The following is a 17491-nucleotide window of genomic DNA, read 5'->3' on the forward strand; positions in this document are numbered from 1 at the left end:
GGGGCCTTCGATGGGGGAGGGGCGGCGATCTACTCGCCGTCCTCCGACTTCTTCTTCCGCGGCTTCTTGACCGGCTCCGTGGAGATCACGGTGCTCGGGGTGTTCGGAGTCTCGTCCACGTGGGTCTCCTCCACCGTGAGCGGTGCGTCCGGGAAGCCCGCACGCTCGTGAGCGCCCTGGATCTCGGCGGTCTCTGCGGCCTCGTTACCCGCGGTCACGTGGTGCTGGTGAGCATCCGCCGCCTCGACCTCGGCCTGCGTCAGAGGGGCGAGCCGGTCCTCGAAGAACCAGCGCGACATCGCCGAGCGGAGGTTCTCGGTCCACGGGATTCGTCCCTTGGCGTTGGGACGAACCACGAGCGGCTCGTAGCCGTCGACGTCGATGAGCTTCCAGCGGTCGTACTTGTCGACGGGCTGGTGGACCTCGATGTACTCGCCGCCGGGGAGGCGGACGATGCGACCCGACTCGAAGCCGTGCAGCACGATCTCACGGTCCTTCTTCTGCAGCGCCAGGCAGATGCGCTTCGTCACGAAGTAGCCGATGATCGGGCCGAGGAACAGCAGCGCCTGCAGCGTGTGGATCACGCCCTCCATCGTCAGCATGAAGTGCGTCGCGATGAGGTCGGACGAGGCGGCAGCCCAGAGCACGGCGTAGAAGATCACGCCGGCGACGCCGATCGCAGTGCGGGTGGCGGCGTTGCGCGGACGCTGTGCGATGTGGTGCTCGCGCTTGTCACCGGTGACCCACGCCTCGATGAAGGGGTAGATCGCCACGATCACGATGAACAGACCGAGCACGGCCACGGGAGCGAGGATGCCGAACGACCACGTGTGGTCGAGGAACACGATGTCCCAGTTCGACGGCGCCAGGCGCAGCGCGCCATCCGCGAAGCCGATGTACCAGTCCGGCTGCGTACCGGCGGACACGGGCGAGGGGTCGTACGGGCCGTAGTTCCAGATCGGGTTGATCTGGAAGAACGTCGCGATCAGCACGATGGTGCCGAAGACGATGAACAGGTAGCCGCCCATCTTGGACATGTACACGGGCATCATCGGGAAGCCGACGACGTTGTCGTTCGAACGGCCGGGGCCGGCGAACTGCGTGTGCTTGTTGATGACCATGAGCATGAGGTGCAGCACGATGAACGCGATCACGATCATCGGCAGCAGCAGGATGTGCAGCGTGTAGAGGCGACCCACGATGTCGGTGCCGGGGAACTCGCCGCCGAACAGCAGGAACGAGGTCCAGGTGCCGATCAGGGGGAGGCCCTTGATCATGCCGTCGATGATGCGCAAGCCGTTGCCGGAGAGCAGGTCGTCCGGCAGGGAGTAGCCGGTGAAGCCCTCGGCCATCGCGAGGATGAACAGCACGAAGCCGATCACCCAGTTCAGCTCGCGCGGCTTGCGGAACGCACCGGTGAAGAAGACGCGCAGCATGTGCACGCCGATGCCGGCGATGAACACCAGGGCCGCCCAGTGGTGGATCTGGCGGACCAGGAGGCCACCGCGGAGGTCGAACGAGATGTGCAGGGTCGACTCGAGAGCCGACGACATCGCGATGCCGCGCATCGGGGCGTACGCACCGGTGTAGTGCGTCTCGACCATGGACGCCTGGAAGAAGAACGTCAGGAAGGTTCCGGAGAGGAACACCACGACGAAGCTCCACAGGGCGATCTCGCCGAGCATGAACGACCAGTGATCGGGGAAGATCTTGCGACCGAGCTCCTTGACGAAGCCCGAGAGGCTGGTGCGCTCATCGATGTAGTTCGACGCGGCACCGACGAAGCGGCCGCCGAGAGGCGCCTTGGTGTCCTTCTCGTCCTTGGACAGCGTTGCGGTGCTCAATGGCGCTCCCAGAAGCTCGGGCCGACGGGTTCGGTGAAGTCGCTGCGGGCGATGAGGTAGCCCTCGTCGTCGACGGTGATGGGCAGCTGCGGCAGCGGCCGCGCGGCCGGGCCGAAGATGACCTTCGCGTGGTCGGTGACGTCGAACTGCGACTGGTGGCACGGGCACAGCAGGTGGTGCGTCTGCTGCTCGTACAGGGCGACAGGGCAGCCGACGTGCGTGCAGACCTTGGAGTAGGCCACGATGCCGTCGTACGACCAGTCCTTGCGGTCCTCGGCCTCGATCAGCTGCTCGGGACGCAGACGCATCATGAGCACGATCGCCTTGGCCTTCTCCTCGAGGTAGCCCTCGTCGTGGCCCAGCTCGGCGAGGTCCTCGGGGATCACGTGGAACGCGGAGCCGAGCGTGACGTCGGCGGCGCGGATGGGGGTGCCGTCGGGGTCGCGCACGAGGCGCATGCCCTCATCCCACATGGTGTGCTTGAGCAGCGCCACCGGGTCGCCCTTGGTGGGGTCGTCCGGCGTGGAGTGCGGCGCCAGGCCGCGGAACAGCGTGACTCCCGGGATGATCGACGCGACGATCGCCGCGAACAGCGAGTTCCGGATCATGGTCCGGCGGCCGAAGCCCGACTCCTCGTTCGCATCCGCGAACGCCTTGATGGCGGCCTCACGCGTCGAGTCCTTGCCCCGAGTGGGGTGGCGGAGCTCGACGTGCTCCTTGTCGGACATGAGCGCCTTCGACCAGTGGATCGCGCCGATGCCCAGGGCCAGCAGCGCGAGTGCGATGCCGAGACCGATGAAGAGGTTGTTCTGACGGATGTCGATGAGCGCGCCGCTCTCGATCGGGAACAGCATGTAGGCGGCGACCGCCCAGATGCTTCCGGCGAGAGACAGGTAGAACAGCGTGTAGACGGTGCGGACTGCGGCCTTCTCGGCGCGCGGGTCCTTGTCGGTCATCCGCTCGCGGTGCGGCGGAAGCCCGGGGTTCTGCACGGGATCGCTGACTGCGACACCCAGCCCCGGAGAGGGCTGGTAGGCCCTGTCAAGAGCCTGCGAGTCGTCGTCGTGTGCCATGGTGCTCCTCGTACGTTCCTCTTCGATGAATAAGCGTCAGTTGGACTTCGCCGTGATCCACACGGTGATGGCGACGAGCGCGCCGATACCGAAGATCCACACGAACAGGCCCTCGGAGACCGGTCCGAGCGAACCGAGGGAGAAGCCGCCGATCTGCACGGACTGCTGCTGGAAGAGCAGCGCCGAGATGATGTCGCGCTTGTCCTCGTCGGACAGGTTCATGTCGCCGAAGACCGGCATGTTCTGGGGGCCGGTGACCATGGCGGCGTAGATGTGCAGCGCGCTGGTCTCGGTGATCGCCGGAGCGTACTTGCCCTCCGTGAGCGCACCACCCGCGGCGGCCACGTTGTGACACATCGCGCAGTTGACGCGGAAGAGCTCGGCACCGTGTGCCACGTCGCCCTCGCCGTCGAGGATCTCGTCGGCGGGGAAGGTCGGGCCAGGGGCCTCGGACTGCACGTAGGCGGCCATGGCGAGGACCTGCTCCTCGGTGAACTGCGGCTCCTTCTGCGGCGCCTGCGGTCCCTGCATCTGCAGCGGCATGCGACCGGTCGACACCTGGAACTCGACCGCCAGCTCGCCGACGCCGTAGAGGCTCGGGCCGTTGGGCGTGCCCTGCAGATCAAGACCGTGACAGGTGGCGCAGTTGGCCTGGAACAGCTTCTCGCCGTCTTCCACGGTGAGCTGCGTGGCCGCGGTGGGGGCATCGTTCGCCGCGAAGGCGGCCGACGCTCCTGCGTACACAGCGCCCGTGATCATCAGGCCTGCGCCGATCAGCGCTGCCGCTGCCAGGGGACTGCGGCGACCGTGGGAACGGCGCTTCTTCTCTCGTGCCATCTCGGGGATCAGCTCCGCTCTTATTTCAGGAAGTAGATAACGAAGAACAGCACGATCCAGACGACGTCGACGAAGTGCCAGTAGTAAGACACCACGATCGAGGAGGTCGCCTCCTTGTGCCGGAAGTTCTTGACGGCGTAGGCGCGTCCGATGACGAGGAGGAACGCGACGAGACCGCCGGTGACGTGCAGGGCGTGGAAACCGGTCGTCAGGTAGAAGGCGGACGCGTAGGAGTCGGCCTGGATGGGCATGCCCTCGGCGACCAGCTGCGCGTACTCCCAGACCTGGCCGGAGACGAAGATCGCGCCCAGGGTGAAGGTGAGGAAGAACCACTCGACCATGCCCCAGCCGAACAGGCGGCGGCGGCCGGCGCCGTTCTTCTGGCCCTTCGCGATGCGGTAGGGCTGCAGGTCCTCGGCCGCGAACACGCCCATCTGACACGTGAACGAGGAGAGCACGAGGATCGCGGTGTTGACTGCGGCGAACGGAACGTTCAGCAGCTCGGTCCGGTCGGCCCACAGCTCGGGTGAGGTGCTGCGGAGGGTGAAGTAGATCGCGAAGAGTCCCGCGAAGAACATCACCTCGCTGCCGAGCCACACAATGGTGCCGACAGCTACCGGGTTGGGCCGCTTGATGGTTCTCGCCGCCGGGGCATACGTCGCTGAGGTCGTCACCCCTCCATTATGGCCGATCCGCAGACGTGATTCTTGCACCCGCGGCCGGTGAATCGCTCGCCCAAGACTTAGGGGACCCTAAGAAAACACTGCGAATAGCCGGTGAATCCGCGGGAAACAGGGGTTCGCGCGGATGTGGGCCTCCGCCCGGAACGATCTGCACGTTTTCTCCGCGCCGATAGGATCGCACACATGGCTGATTCCCTGACCTGGTCCGACGTGCTCACTTCCCTGCTGGAGCGCCGTGATCTGAGCGTCTGGGAGTCCACCTGGGCCATGCGGCAGATCATGCAGGGCGGCGTCACCGAGGCGCAGCTCGCCGGCTTCCTGGTGGCGCTGCGTGCGAAGGGCGAGACGATCGACGAGATCGTCGGATTCCGCGATGCCATCCTCGAGGCCGCTGTCCCGCTTCCGGTCTCACCCGACGTGCTCGACATCGTCGGCACCGGCGGGGACAGAGTCGGCACCGTCAACGTGTCGACCACGGCCGCGATCATCATCGGGGCGACCGGCATCCCGGTCGTGAAGCACGGGAACCGCGCGGCGAGTTCGGCCTCCGGCTCCTCCGACGTGCTGGGAGCGCTCGGGCTCGAGCTCTCGCTCGATCCGGCCGACGTCGCCTCCATCCTCGACCGCACAGGGATCACGTTCGCGTGGGCCGGCGCCTTCCACCCCGGCTTCAAGCACGCGGGCGCCGTGCGGGCGCAGCTCGGCGTGCCCACCGTCTTCAACATGCTCGGGCCGCTGTGCAACCCGGCCCGCGCCGAGGCGAATGCCGTCGGCGTGGCACAGATGGAGCGGGTGCCGCTCATCACCGGCGTCTTCCGCACCCGCGGCGCCACCGCCCTGGTCTTCCGCGGAGACGACGGGCTGGACGAGCTCACCACCACGGGACACAGCCGCATCTGGGAGGTCACGCGAGGGGACATCCACGAGCACGACCTCGACCCCCGCGACCTCGGCATCCCCCTGGCCGACCTGGCCGACCTCATCGGCGGGTCGCCCCAGCACAACGCCGACGTGCTGCGCCGCACCCTCGCGGGCGAGCAGGGCGCTGTGCGCGACATCGTGCTGTTGAATGCCGCTGCGGGCATCGTCGCCTTCGAGCTCTCCCAGGACGCGACGCAGGTGCAGCGCCCGATCCTGGAACGGCTGCGTGACGCGCTCGCCCTGGCGTCGGCCGCCGTGGACGACGGACGCGCGCTCGCGAAGCTCGACGAGTGGATCGGCGTCAGCAGCGAGCTGGCGGCACCGAGGGAGTGACCGTGGATCCCGTCGACGCACTCCTCGAGATCGCCTCCCTGCTGGAGCGCGAGCGGGCGTCGCGGTACCGGGCGAAAGCCTTCCGCCAGGCCGCGGCCACCTACGACGACCTCCCGGAGGACGTGCGGGAGGATCCGACCCGGCTCCGGGCGTCACGCGGCATCGGCGAGTCGACGTTCGCCGTGATCCGTCAGGCCCAGTCCGGACAGACCCCGGAGTACCTCGTGGAACTGCGCGGCGACGTGGAGCCCGAGCGGGTCTCCGAGCTGCGCGCCAAGCTCCGCGGCGATCTGCACGCGCACACCGACTGGTCGGACGGGACCACCTCGATCGACGTGATGGCCGCCGCCGCCCGTGCGCTCGGGCATGAGTACCAGGCGATCACCGACCACTCGCCGAGGCTTCGGGTGGCCCGCGGTCTCTCGGCCGAACGCCTCAGGGAGCAGATGCCCCTGGTGCGGGCGCAATCCGGCGACGGCTTCACTCTCCTCGCCGGCATCGAGGTCGACATCCTCGAAGACGGCGCCCTGGACCAGGAAGACGGGCTGCTGGCCGAGCTCGACATCGTGGTGGCGTCCGTGCATTCGAAGCTGCGCATGGACGCCCGTGCGATGACGGCCCGCATGATCGCCGCCGTGTCGCACCCGCGTGTCAACGTGCTCGGCCACTGCACGGGGCGCCTTGTGCAGGGCGATCGGGGGACCCGGCCGCCCTCCGCCTTCGATGCGGCCGCGGTGTTCGCCGCCTGTGCCGAGCACGGCGTCGCCGTCGAGATCAACTCGCGGCCCGAGCGACAGGATCCGCCCGACGAGCTCATCGCCGTCGCCCTCGAGGCGGGCTGCCTCTTCTCCATCGACTCCGACGCTCATGCGCCAGGGCAGCTCTCGCTGCTGGATCACGGAGCGGAGAGGGCGGAGCGCGCCGGAGTGCCCGCGTCGCGCATCGTCACGACGTGGGGGCTCTCGCGACTGCTCGCCTGGGCCGAGTGAGGCCACGCAGCGGTCAGGCGTCGTCGGTCGCCGCTCGCGCCGCCGCCGTCACGGCTGCCAGTGCTCGTGTCATCGAGCCGCCGAGGTTCCACTTCTCCGCCAGCGCGGTCGCGGCATCTGTCTCTGCCGCCGACGGCTCGCGCAGCGGGACTCCGGGGGCCGCGATCGGCAGCGAGGTCGCGACCGCGACCACGGTCGGCGCCACATCGAGGTAGGCGGACGCCGCCAGGATCTTCGCCCGCACACCCGCGCTCATGCCCTCGCCGGCCTCCGCCGCCTCCCGGATCCCGATCAGGTCGCCGTGCACCTGCAGCAGCGTCGCGGCCGTCTTCTCCCCGACACCGGCGACGCCAGGGAGACCGTCGGACGCGTCGCCGCGCATGGTCGCGAAATCGGCGTACTGCGAAGGCAGAACCCCGTACTTGGCCACCACCGTCGCGTCGGTGACGACCTCGAGATTGCTCATGCCGCGTGCCGTATAGATGACGCGGACGTCAGCCGCGTCGTCGACCAGCTGGAACAGGTCCCTGTCGCCCGTCACGATGTCGACCGGCATCGATGCGTTCGTCGCGAGCGTGCCGATCACGTCATCCGCTTCGTGCTCGGCCACGCCGACGATGGGGATGCCGAGCGCCGCGAGGGTCTCCCTGATCAGCGGGATCTGCGCCTCCAGCGGGTCCGGCACCTCCTCGACGTCGGGTCCCGCCTCGACCACCTCGACCACGCGGTGGGTCTTGTACGTCGGGATCAGGTCGACGCGCCACTGCGGTCGCCAGTCGTCGTCCCAGCAGGCGACGACGTGCGTCGGCTCGTAGAGGGTGACCAGTTTCGCGATGATGTCGAGCAGGCCGCGGGCGGCGTTGATCGGCGACCCGTCCGGAGCCGTCACCTTGTCCGGCACGCCGTAGAAGGCCCGGAAGTAGAGGCTGGCGGTGTCGAGCAGCATGAGGCGATCGGCGCGGGTCATGCACTCAGGGTAGGGCGTGGGATCGTGTGGGCTCAGCAGCCGGGCGCGGTGGGTTGTTCGATGCAGGTGTGCTGGACGAGTGCGGTGGTGGCCTTGTAGATGCGGATGGTGCGGGTGGGGCCAGGGATCGGGAGTTCGCCGCTGAGGGGGATCCATCCGTCGCCGGAGTCGAGTTCGGCGGTGTAGGTCGTGGTGGTCGCCGTGATGTAGGTGCCCCGCTCCGCATAGGTATGGCTTGTCGGTGTGGGGGTGAAGGGCTCTTGGTGCAGGGCGTTCCAGGGCAAGCCGGGAGCTGTCGACGTGAGTGTGGAGCCGTCGCCGAAGGTGAAGTCGTAGCGGACGGGTGTGAAGCGGACGCTGACCGGGGTGTCGAAGAGGCTGCCGGTGCGGGTGGTGGGGGTGGTCGGGGTGAGGAAGTTGGTGGGGAGGCCGGAGACGCCGGCGTCGGCGGGCTCGGTGGCGGTCGTGGTCGGGTCGGGGGCGAACTGGGCGACGTCGGTGATCGTGAGGGGCTGGCCGGAGTCGGCGGCTGGGGGAGGTGGGGTCTGAGGGTGGGCTTCGCGGCAGCGCTCGTCGGCGATGCCCACGCAGACGTCGTTCTGGTGATTCTGGTCCGGGCGCAGGTAGCGCGGAGTGGTGCGGACCTGGTGCCCACCCGTGGAGTCATCGGCGGCAGGAGCCCTCTGGGTCTGCGTCGCGGTGATGGTGACGGCGTGGGTCGAGATGTTCGTCGTCAACCCGCCCTCCGGGTCTGCGGGTGGCGGCGGTGTGTTACCGGCTCCTCCTGCGAGGACCAGCAGGATCGCAATCGAAATGCCGGTATGAGTCAGCACGAAAGCTCCTCAGTGGCGATGCTCGAGAAGATCGCCAAGCCGGTGGCGGTTTGCGCACGACGGAGTTCCACCTCGAGCGGCTGGCGCGCTGGACGGTCTGAAGCGACGATGGAAACCCCGGCCGGATCGACCACGTCCACCTGCGACACATCGAGACAGAGCCGCGCAGTGATTGCGGTCCCGTCGTATGCAACAGGTGTGAAGTGATCGAATGTGGATTCGCCGATGCGGGTGGCGCCCTCGGCGTTGTATGCGGTGAGGGATTTCCTGGACGCGGCGAGTGCGTCGGATCGCAGCCACGTGAACACCGCTTCGAATGTGCTCGAATCGTTGAGGACTGACGCATTCGCCGCATCCCTGTACGCACGGTAGGTCGCCTCGGCGGCGGCGAAGGCCTCCTTCTCGGTGGCGAAGAGAGGGGTCGCGGTCGGGGAGGGCGTGGCGTCCGGGGCAGGGCTGCAGGCGGCGAGGGAGACGAGCGTCGCGAGGATCGCCGCGATCGCCGTGGGCGCACGGAAAGAGGAAACCGGGATCACGCGGTCACGGTACGCGGAATGCGGGAGGCGCCGCGCGAGTTGTCCACAGGGGAGAGGACGAGACCCGGCACTCACGGGGATCGCTTCTTCTGATAGCCTGAAGTGTCACTCGTGGCGTGCACGCGCATGCCCAGGTGGCGAAGCAACCACAATCCAACCGCTGTGAAGCATGCTGTCGGCCGTGCGCGGCCGCGCTTCCAGCCCGAGTATCCATTCAACAAGGACAACCCACTACATGACTACCGCAACGACCGCCCCGGCCACCAAGCAGGTCGCCATCAACGACATCGGATCTGCTGAGGACTTCCTGGCCGCGGTCGAGAAGACCCTGAAGTTCTTCAACGACGGCGACATCATCGAAGGCACGATCGTCAAGATCGACCGCGATGAGGTCCTCCTCGATGTCGGCTACAAGACCGAGGGTGTCATCCCCTCGCGCGAGCTCTCGATCAAGCACGACGTCGACCCCAACGAGGTCGTCGCCGTCGGTGACCAGGTCGAGGCCCTCGTTCTCCAGAAGGAGGACAAGGAAGGCCGCCTGATCCTCTCCAAGAAGCGCGCCCAGTACGAGCGCGCCTGGGGAGACGTCGAGAAGATCAAGGAGAACGACGGCGTCGTCACCGGTACGGTCATCGAGGTCGTCAAGGGTGGACTCATCGTCGACATCGGCCTCCGTGGCTTCCTCCCGGCGTCGCTCATCGAGCTGCGTCGCGTCCGCGACCTCACGCCGTACCTCGGCCAGGAGATCGAGGCGAAGATCCTCGAGCTCGACAAGAACCGCAACAACGTCGTCCTCAGCCGCCGCGCGCTGCTGGAGCAGACGCAGTCGGAGTCGCGCACCACGTTCCTGAACAACCTGCACAAGGGTCAGGTCCGCAAGGGTGTCGTCTCCTCGATCGTCAACTTCGGCGCGTTCGTCGACCTGGGCGGCGTGGACGGCCTCGTGCACGTCTCCGAGCTGTCCTGGAAGCACATCGAGCACGCCTCCGAGGTCGTCGAGGTGGGCCAGGAGGTCACCGTCGAGATCCTCGAGGTCGACCTCGACCGCGAGCGCGTCTCCCTGTCGCTCAAGGCGACGCAGGAGGACCCGTGGCAGGTCTTCGCCCGCACCCACGCGATCGGTCAGGTCACGCCGGGCAAGGTCACCAAGCTCGTTCCGTTCGGTGCGTTCGTGCGTGTCGCTGACGGCATCGAGGGCCTCGTGCACATCTCCGAGCTCTCCAGCAAGCACGTCGAGCTGGCGGAGCAGGTCGTGTCGGTCGGTGAAGAGGTCTTCGTCAAGGTCATCGACATCGACCTGGAGCGTCGCCGTATCTCGCTGTCGCTGAAGCAGGCCAACGAGTCGGTCGACCCCAACGGCACCGAGTTCGACCCGGCCCTCTACGGCATGCTCGCCGAGTACGACGAGAACGGCGAGTACAAGTACCCGGAGGGCTTCGACGCCGAGACCGGTGCGTGGAAGGAAGGCTTCGACGCCCAGCGCGAGGCATGGGAGCAGGAGTACGCTGCAGCCCAGGCTCGCTGGGAGGCGCACAAGGCTCAGGTCGCCAAGGCGGCCGAGGCCGAGGCTGCGGCCGGCGACGACTTCGGCGGCCAGTCCTTCTCGAGCGAGTCGGCCGGCGCCGGCACGCTCGCCGATGACGAGGCTCTCGCCGCTCTGCGCGAGAAGCTCTCGGGCGGCAACTCCTAAGTAACATTCGCAAGAGGGCCGTCCCCCCGCCCCACGGCGGGGGTGGCGGCCCTCTTCGCATGCCCGGGGGAGCCTCGGATCTGCTGCGTGACGCCACATTACGCCCGTATTCGTAACACAGGAGCCGCTCCGCCAGCATGGGCATATGACCGCCCTGCTGCCCGCGTCGCGCACCGCCGACGTTCCCCCGACCACGGGCACCGCGCAGGCCGTCCGCCTGGACGGCATCGAGCGCTCGTTCGCGCTCGCACAGGGGCGTCGCGAGGTGCTGCGCGGCATCGACCTCGACATCGCCGCGGGTGAGATCGTCGCGGTCGTCGGCCCCTCCGGATGCGGCAAGTCCACGCTGCTCCGGCTCGTCGGCGGGCTCGACAACCCCACCCGCGGAAGCATCAGCATCGACGGCACGACGGTCGCCGCCGCCGACGAGCGCACTGCCGTCGCCTTCCAGGAGCCGCGCCTGCTGCCGTGGCGCACCCTGGCCCAGAACGTCGAGCTCGGGCTTCCGCGTGGTACGGCGCGCCGTCCGGGGCGCGAGCGGGTCGAGGAGCTGCTGCACCTCGTGGGACTCGCCCACGCCGCCGACCAGCGCCCGCGCGAGGTGTCCGGAGGCATGGCGCAGCGCGCCTCGCTTGCCAGAGCCCTCGCCCGGAACCCCTCGGTGCTGCTGCTCGACGAGCCGTTCGGGGCGCTCGACGCCCTGACCCGCCTCCGCATGCACGACCTTCTCCTGAAGATCCACGCCGCGGAGCCCACCACCGTCCTCCTCGTCACCCACGACGTGGAGGAAGCGCTGTACCTGGCCGACCGTGTGCTGCTGCTGCGCACGCTCGGCGACGACGCGCACCCCTCGATCGCCCGCACGATCGACGTCCCCGGGATCCGCCCGCGCGACCGCGCGGACCGCGGACTCGCCGACCTGCGCGCCGACCTGCTCGAAGGGCTCGGCGTCGACACCCACCACCGCATCACCGAGGAGAACCGATGAGCACCATCACCCGCCGAATCATCCCTGCGATCGCCGTCGCCGGGACGATGATGCTCGTCGCCACCGGCTGCGTCGCCGGTGAGAACGCCACCGCGGACGAGGAGAAGACCCCGGCGGCGGGGAGCGAGTGGTCGTCCGACACGCTCTCCATCGACTTCGCCACCTACAACCCGCTCAGCCTCGTCATCCGCGACCAGGGCGTCCTGGAGGAGATCCTCGGCGATGACGTGACCGTCGAGTGGGTGCAGTCCGCCGGCTCCAACAAGGCGAACGAGCTGCTGCGCTCCGGCTCGGTCGACGTCGGCTCCACGGCGGGTTCTGCGGCGCTGCTCGCCCGGGCCAACGGCTCACCCATCCAGGTGATCGACATCTACTCGCAGCCGGAGTGGTCGGCGATCGTCGTCGGCCCCGACAGCGACATCACCTCGGTGGAAGACCTCAAGGGCGCCTCCATCGCTGCGACCAAGGGCACCGATCCGTACTTCTTCCTCTTGCAGGCGCTGGAGGAGGGCGGACTGTCGCTCGCCGACGTGGAGGTGCAGAACCTGCAGCACGCCGACGGCAGGGCGGCGCTCGACGGCGGCTCCGTCGACGCGTGGGCCGGTCTCGACCCGATCATGGCCGCGGCCGAGGTCGAGTCGGGCGACCAGCTCATCTACCGCAACGTGGACTTCAACACCTACGGCTTCCTCAACGCGACCGAGGACTTCATCGACAACCACGCCGACCTCGCGCAGGCCGTGGTCGACGCCTACGAGCAGGCGCGTGAGTGGGCGCTGCAGAACCCCGAGGAGACGGCGGCGCTGCTCGCCGAGGTCGCCGGCATCGACATCGAGGTCGCGACCACCGTCATCCAGGAGCGCTCGAACCTCGACGTCAACGGCATCCCCGGCGAGGACCAGCTCGCGGTGCTGGAGAAGATCGCGCCGGTGCTCGTCGAGTCCGGCGACGTGCAGGGCGGCCAGGAGTCGGTCGACACGGCGCTGTCCTCGATCGTGAACGACACCTTCGCGAAGAAGGCGGTCGGCGGCGAGTGACGGCATCGGACCAGCAGGGCGGCGGCGTCGACCAGACGCTGCTGCTCCCTGATCACCCATCGGCCGCGGAGCAGGAGGCCCTGCGCGGCCCCCGAGCGGCGGTGCGGAACGACGCCGGGATCCGTCGCACCTGGGATCGGCCCGGCGTGCGCGTCCTCGCCGGGCTGCTGCTGCCCGCCCTCATCCTGATCGCCTGGCAGCTCGTGACCTCCAGCGGACTCGTCCCGCCCTATCGGCTTCCCGCGCCGGCCTCCGTCTTCACCGCCGGAGTCGAACTCGCACAGCGCGGAGAACTGTGGACGCACATCGCCATCTCCGTGCAGCGCGTGCTGCTCGGCTTCGCGATCGGGTCGGCGATCGGCCTGGCCGCCGCCGGGATCGTCGGGCTCTCGCGACTCGGCGACGTGCTGCTCAGTCCCACCCTCGCGGCTCTGCGCGCGGTGCCGTCGCTCGCCTGGGTGCCGCTGCTCATCCTGTGGATGCAGATCGGCGAGGAGTCCAAGGTCACCCTGATCGCGATCGGCGCCTTCTTCCCCGTGTACACCACGGTGGCATCCGCGCTGCGTCACGTGGACCCGCAGCTCGTCGAGGCGGGACGGTCCTTCAGTCTGCGCGGCTGGTCCCTGTTCCGCGTCGTGCAGCTGCCGGCCGTGGTGCCCTCGGTGGTGTCCGGCCTGCGCCTCGCGCTCGCGCAGGCGTGGCTGTTCCTCGTGGCCGCGGAGCTCATCGCGTCCTCGATGGGGCTGGGCTTCCTGCTGACCGACTCGCAGAACAGCGGCCGCGTCGACCGGATCCTGCTCTCGATCGTGCTGCTCGCGCTGCTCGGCACCCTCACCAACGGCGTGCTGGCACTGGTCGAGAAGTACCTGCTGCGGCGATGGACGTGACGGCGACCGAGGCGCGGCTGCACGAGGACAGGGTGTACCCGCCGTCTCGCGCGTTCGCTGACGCCAATGTGACGGCGGAGGCGTATGCGCGCGCGGCGGCCGACCCCGTGGGCTTCTGGGAGGAGGCGGCGCGTCGCCTGGACTGGACGGAGCCGTGGCACACCGCTCACGAGTGGGAGCCGCCCGGCGGGGACGCGATCCCCGCTGCGCGCTGGTTCGTCGGCGGACGGCTGAACGTCGCGGTGAACTGCGTGGACCGTCACGTCGACGCGGGTCGAGGCGACAAGGTCGCGCTGCACTTCGAGGGCGAGCCGGGCGACCGGGAGTCCGTGACCTACGCCGAGCTGCAGCGTCGTGTCGCGCGCGCGGCCAACGCGCTGCTGGACCTGGGCATCGGCCGGGGCGACCGTGTGGTCGTGTACCTGCCGGTGCTCGTGGAGACCGTGGTGATCGCTCTGGCCTGCGCGCGGATCGGCGCCGTGCACTCGCTCGTGTTCGGCGGCTTCTCCGCCGAGGCCGTGCGCTTCCGCCTGGAGGACACCGGGGCGAAGCTGCTGGTGACCAGCGACGGGCAGTTCCGGCGCGGTGCCGCCGTCGAGGTGAAGTCCACCGCGGACGCCGCCGCCGCGGGACTCGAGGGACTCGCGCATGTCCTCGTGCTGCGACGCACGGGGCAGGCGGTCCCGTGGACGGACGGTCGGGATGTCTGGTGGCATGACGTGGTGGACGCGGCGTCGCCCGTGCACGAGGCCGAGTCCTTCGACGCGGAGCATCCGCTGTTCATCATCTACACCTCGGGCACGACGGGGAAGCCGAAGGGACTCGTACACACCGCCGGCGGCTACCTGACCCACGCGAGCTGGGCGCACTGGGCGCACTTCGACGCCAAGCCGGACGACGTGCACTGGTGCACGGCCGACCTCGCCTGGGTCACGGCCCACACGTACGAGATCTACGGTCCGCTCTCGAACGGGCTGACACAGGTGATCTACGAGGGAACGCCGGATGCGCCCCATCGCGAACGGCACCTGGAGATCATCGAACGGCTCGGCGTCACCGTGTACTACACCGCGCCCACGCTGATCCGCACCTTCATGACCTGGTTCGGTGCGGACCTGCCCTCCGGGCACGACCTCTCGTCCCTCCGGCTGCTGGGCACCGTGGGGGAGGCGATCAACCCCGAGGCCTGGGTGTGGTTCCGCCGGAACTTCGGTCGCGACGAGCTCCCCGTGATCGACACGTGGTGGCAGTCGGAGACGGGCGCGGCGATGATCGCCCCGCTGCCGGGTGTGACGCCGTTGAAGCCGGGGTCGGCGTCCGTGCCGCTGCCGGGGATCGACGTGGCCGTGGTGGACGACGACGGGGACGAGGTGCCACCCGGACGGTCGGGCACGCTCGTCGTACGACGCCCCTGGCCGGGTATGGCGCGCACCGTGTGGGGGAACCCGGAGAGGTATCGGGACGCGTACTGGTCCGCGTACGCGGGCCGCGGGGCGCACGGCGGGTACTACGTCGCGGGCGATGGCGCCGCCCGGGATGCCGACGGGTACATCTGGATCCTCGGCCGCCTCGACGACGTCGTGAACGTCTCAGGGCACCGGCTGTCGACGATCGAGATCGAGTCCGCGCTCGTGGCGCACGCCAGCGTCGGGGAGGCGGGCTCCGCCGGAGTCTCCGATACGGTCACCGGGCAGGCCGTCGTGGCGTTCGTGACGCCGTCCGGGCGTGCGGAGGTCGACCCGGGGGCACTGCGCGCGCAGGTCGCTTCGGCCATCGGACCGGTCGCCAAGCCGCGTCACGTCGTGGTCGTGCCCGACCTGCCGAAGACCCGCTCCGGCAAGATCATGCGTCGGCTGCTGGCACAGTTGTGGGAGGCCGAGCGCGACCGTCGCGCCGGACGCACGCCGGGCCCGCTCGGCGACACCACCTCGTTGCAGAATCCCTGGGCGGTCGACGACATCGCCTCCGCACTCTCCGCCGCAGAACTGAGGACATCATGACGGAAGAACACCGCTTCGGGTTCCGCACCAGGGCCCTGCACGCCGGGGGCACCCCCGACGCCGCCACCGGCGCCAGAGCGGTGCCGATCTACCAGACCACGTCCTTCGTCTTCGACGATGCGGCGGACGCGGGGAACCTCTTCGCTCTGCAGAAGTACGGCAACATCTACTCGCGCATCGGCAACCCCACGGTGGCCGCGCTCGAGGAGCGGCTGGCGTCGTTGGAGGGCGGGATCGGTGCCGTGGCCACGGCCTCCGGCATGAGCGCCGAGTTCATCACCTTCGCCGCACTGGTCGGCGCCGGCGACCACGTCGTCGCCGCCGCACAGCTGTACGGCGGCACGGTCACTCAGCTCGACGTGACCCTGCGGCGCTTCGGGGTGGACACCACCTTCGTCGCCTCGACGGATCCGGCGGAGTACGCGGCGGCGATCCGGCCGGAGACCAAGGTGGTGTACGTCGAGATGATCGGCAATCCGTCCGGGGAGATCGCCGACATCGAGGGCCTGGCCGAGGTCGCGCATGCGGCCGGTGTCCCCCTCGTCGTCGACGCGACCCTCGCGACGCCCTACCTGGCCCGGCCGCTGGAGCACGGCGCGGACATCGTGATCCACTCGGTCACGAAGTTCCTGGGCGGCCACGGCACCACGCTGGGCGGTATCGTGATCGAGAAGGGCACGTTCGACTGGGGGAACGGGAAGTTCCCGCAGATGACGGAGCCGGTCGACTCGTACGGCGGCATCAAGTGGTGGGACAACTTCGGTGAATACGGATTCCTCACCAAGCTGCGCTCCGAGCAGCTGCGCGACATCGGTCCGGCGCTGAGCCCGCAGGCCGCGTTCAACCTCCTGCAGGGCATCGAGACGCTGCCGCAGCGGATCGACGCCCATGTGGCCAACGCCCGCGTCGTGGCCGACTGGCTCGCGTCCGACCCGCGCGTGGCGTATGTCACCTGGGCCGGCTTGGAGGGGCACCCGCACCATGAGCGGGCCGCCAGGTACCTGCCCCTCGGGCCGGGGTCGGTGTTCGCCTTCGGCGTGGCGGCGGAGGACGGACGGCGGGCGGGGGAGAAGCTCATCGAGAGCCTCCAGCTCGCCTCGCACCTCGCCAACATCGGCGATGCGCGCACGCTCGTCATCCATCCGGCATCGACCACGCATCGCCAGCTCACGGAGGATCAGCTGGCGGCTGCGGGGGTCCGCCCGGACCTGATCCGGATCTCGGTGGGGCTGGAGGATGCGGAGGACATCGTCTGGGACCTCGACCAGGCACTCACCATCGCGACGGGAGCGAGCCGATGAGCACCGAGTACGCCACCGGCGACGCCTGCGCGTTGCCCGCTCCGACCGCCGCCGCCTGCGCGCTTCCCAGCCCGGCGTCGACACCGGGGCGACGCTGGGTCGGGCCCTCGCAGCAGGAGCGCTTCGGGATGCTCCGACGCGCACGATCGATCGCGATCGTCGGCGCGTCGAACAACCCGGCGCGTGCCTCGTTCTTCGTGGCGACCTACCTCCTGTCGAGCACCGCGTACGACGTGTACCTCGTGAATCCGCGGGAGAGCGAGATCCTCGGGCAGCCGGTGTACGCATCGCTCGCGGAGCTGCCGGTGAAGCCGGACATCGTGGACGTCTTCCGGCGGCACGACGACCTGCCCGGGGTGGCGCAGGAGGCGATCGACAGCGGTGCGAGCACGCTGTGGCTGCAGCTCGGCTCGTGGAACGAGGAGGCGGCGGCGATCGCCGAGGCGGCGGGGCTCGCCGTGGTGATGGACCGGTGCGTCAAGATCGAGCACGCGCGGTTCCACGGCGGACTGCACCTGGCCGGATTCGACACGGGCGTGATCAGCTCGCGGAGGCAGCTGCTCGCGCGCTGA

16 protein-coding genes are annotated in these 17491 nt (G+C 69.1%); 9 read left to right on the top strand and 7 right to left on the bottom strand.

Annotation, left to right across the window (positions count from 1 at the left end; genetic code table 11):
- Window positions 1-29: 29 nt before the first annotated feature.
- Genes M3C17_RS08310 through M3C17_RS08325 form a run of 4 tightly spaced genes read right to left on the bottom strand, consistent with a single transcriptional unit; the run spans window position 30 to window position 4428 of the window.
- Complete coding sequence (locus M3C17_RS08310) at window positions 30-1844, bottom strand: cytochrome bc complex cytochrome b subunit (RefSeq protein ID WP_259977185.1); 1815 nt, start codon at window positions 1842-1844, stop codon at window positions 30-32.
- Entirely contained in the window at window positions 1841-2917 is a 1077-nt protein-coding gene (locus M3C17_RS08315) for a ubiquinol-cytochrome c reductase iron-sulfur subunit (RefSeq protein WP_149085634.1), read from the bottom strand. The genes M3C17_RS08310 and M3C17_RS08315 overlap by 4 nt, the downstream gene beginning before the upstream one ends.
- A gap of 36 nt (window positions 2918-2953) precedes the next feature.
- Entirely contained in the window at window positions 2954-3754 is an 801-nt protein-coding gene (locus tag M3C17_RS08320; protein WP_259977186.1) for a c-type cytochrome, read from the bottom strand.
- A gap of 20 nt (window positions 3755-3774) precedes the next feature.
- Window positions 3775-4428, bottom strand: coding sequence for a heme-copper oxidase subunit III (locus tag M3C17_RS08325; protein ID WP_259977187.1), 654 nt, complete (start codon window positions 4426-4428; stop codon window positions 3775-3777).
- 192 nt (window positions 4429-4620) lie between these two features.
- Here M3C17_RS08325 and trpD point away from each other — a divergent pair, with 192 nt between their 5' ends.
- Window positions 4621-5691: an anthranilate phosphoribosyltransferase gene (gene trpD / locus M3C17_RS08330; RefSeq protein ID WP_259977188.1), complete on the top strand. Its 1071-nt coding sequence runs from the start codon at window positions 4621-4623 to the stop codon at window positions 5689-5691.
- A gap of 2 nt (window positions 5692-5693) precedes the next feature.
- Entirely contained in the window at window positions 5694-6680 is a 987-nt protein-coding gene (locus M3C17_RS08335; RefSeq protein WP_259977189.1) for a PHP domain-containing protein, read from the top strand.
- A gap of 13 nt (window positions 6681-6693) precedes the next feature.
- Here the strand turns inward: M3C17_RS08335 and M3C17_RS08340 are convergent, their stop codons facing one another.
- The 3 genes from M3C17_RS08340 to M3C17_RS08350 form a co-directional block, all read right to left on the bottom strand.
- A complete protein-coding gene (locus M3C17_RS08340; protein ID WP_259977190.1) occupies window positions 6694-7647 on the bottom strand; it encodes a 5'-3' exonuclease in 954 nt (317 codons plus the stop codon).
- 32 nt (window positions 7648-7679) lie between these two features.
- On the bottom strand, window positions 7680-8384 hold the full coding sequence (locus M3C17_RS08345; protein WP_259977191.1) for a hypothetical protein: 705 nt from the start codon (window positions 8382-8384) through the stop codon (window positions 7680-7682).
- 89 nt (window positions 8385-8473) lie between these two features.
- Complete coding sequence (locus tag M3C17_RS08350; RefSeq protein ID WP_259977192.1) at window positions 8474-9016, bottom strand: hypothetical protein; 543 nt, start codon at window positions 9014-9016, stop codon at window positions 8474-8476.
- Between the two features lie 235 nt (window positions 9017-9251).
- Between M3C17_RS08350 and rpsA the strand changes: the two genes are divergently transcribed.
- From rpsA to M3C17_RS08385, 7 genes are all read left to right on the top strand, one after another.
- Window positions 9252-10706, top strand: coding sequence for a 30S ribosomal protein S1 (gene rpsA, locus M3C17_RS08355; protein WP_136028795.1), 1455 nt, complete (start codon window positions 9252-9254; stop codon window positions 10704-10706).
- Between the two features lie 145 nt (window positions 10707-10851).
- Window positions 10852-11694, top strand: coding sequence for an ABC transporter ATP-binding protein (locus M3C17_RS08360; protein WP_259977193.1), 843 nt, complete (start codon window positions 10852-10854; stop codon window positions 11692-11694).
- Window positions 11691-12731: an aliphatic sulfonate ABC transporter substrate-binding protein gene (locus tag M3C17_RS08365; protein WP_259977194.1), complete on the top strand. Its 1041-nt coding sequence runs from the start codon at window positions 11691-11693 to the stop codon at window positions 12729-12731. Before M3C17_RS08360 ends, M3C17_RS08365 begins: the two co-directional genes overlap by 4 nt.
- A 101-nt stretch (window positions 12732-12832) precedes the next feature.
- A complete protein-coding gene (locus tag M3C17_RS08370) occupies window positions 12833-13618 on the top strand; it encodes an ABC transporter permease (RefSeq protein WP_259977219.1) in 786 nt (261 codons plus the stop codon).
- On the top strand, window positions 13609-15618 hold the full coding sequence (gene acs / locus M3C17_RS08375) for an acetate--CoA ligase (RefSeq protein WP_259977196.1): 2010 nt from the start codon (window positions 13609-13611) through the stop codon (window positions 15616-15618). Before M3C17_RS08370 ends, acs begins: the two co-directional genes overlap by 10 nt.
- Window positions 15615-16919, top strand: coding sequence for an O-acetylhomoserine aminocarboxypropyltransferase/cysteine synthase family protein (locus M3C17_RS08380; RefSeq protein ID WP_259977197.1), 1305 nt, complete (start codon window positions 15615-15617; stop codon window positions 16917-16919). Before acs ends, M3C17_RS08380 begins: the two co-directional genes overlap by 4 nt.
- The gene (locus M3C17_RS08385; protein ID WP_396819883.1) at window positions 16916-17491 is read left to right on the top strand and encodes a CoA-binding protein; all 576 of its coding nucleotides are present in this window, start codon (window positions 16916-16918) and stop codon (window positions 17489-17491) included. The genes M3C17_RS08380 and M3C17_RS08385 overlap by 4 nt, the downstream gene beginning before the upstream one ends.

This window comes from Microbacterium sp. p3-SID336, from assembly GCF_025143365.1.
Lineage (GTDB): Bacteria > Actinomycetota > Actinomycetes > Actinomycetales > Microbacteriaceae > Microbacterium.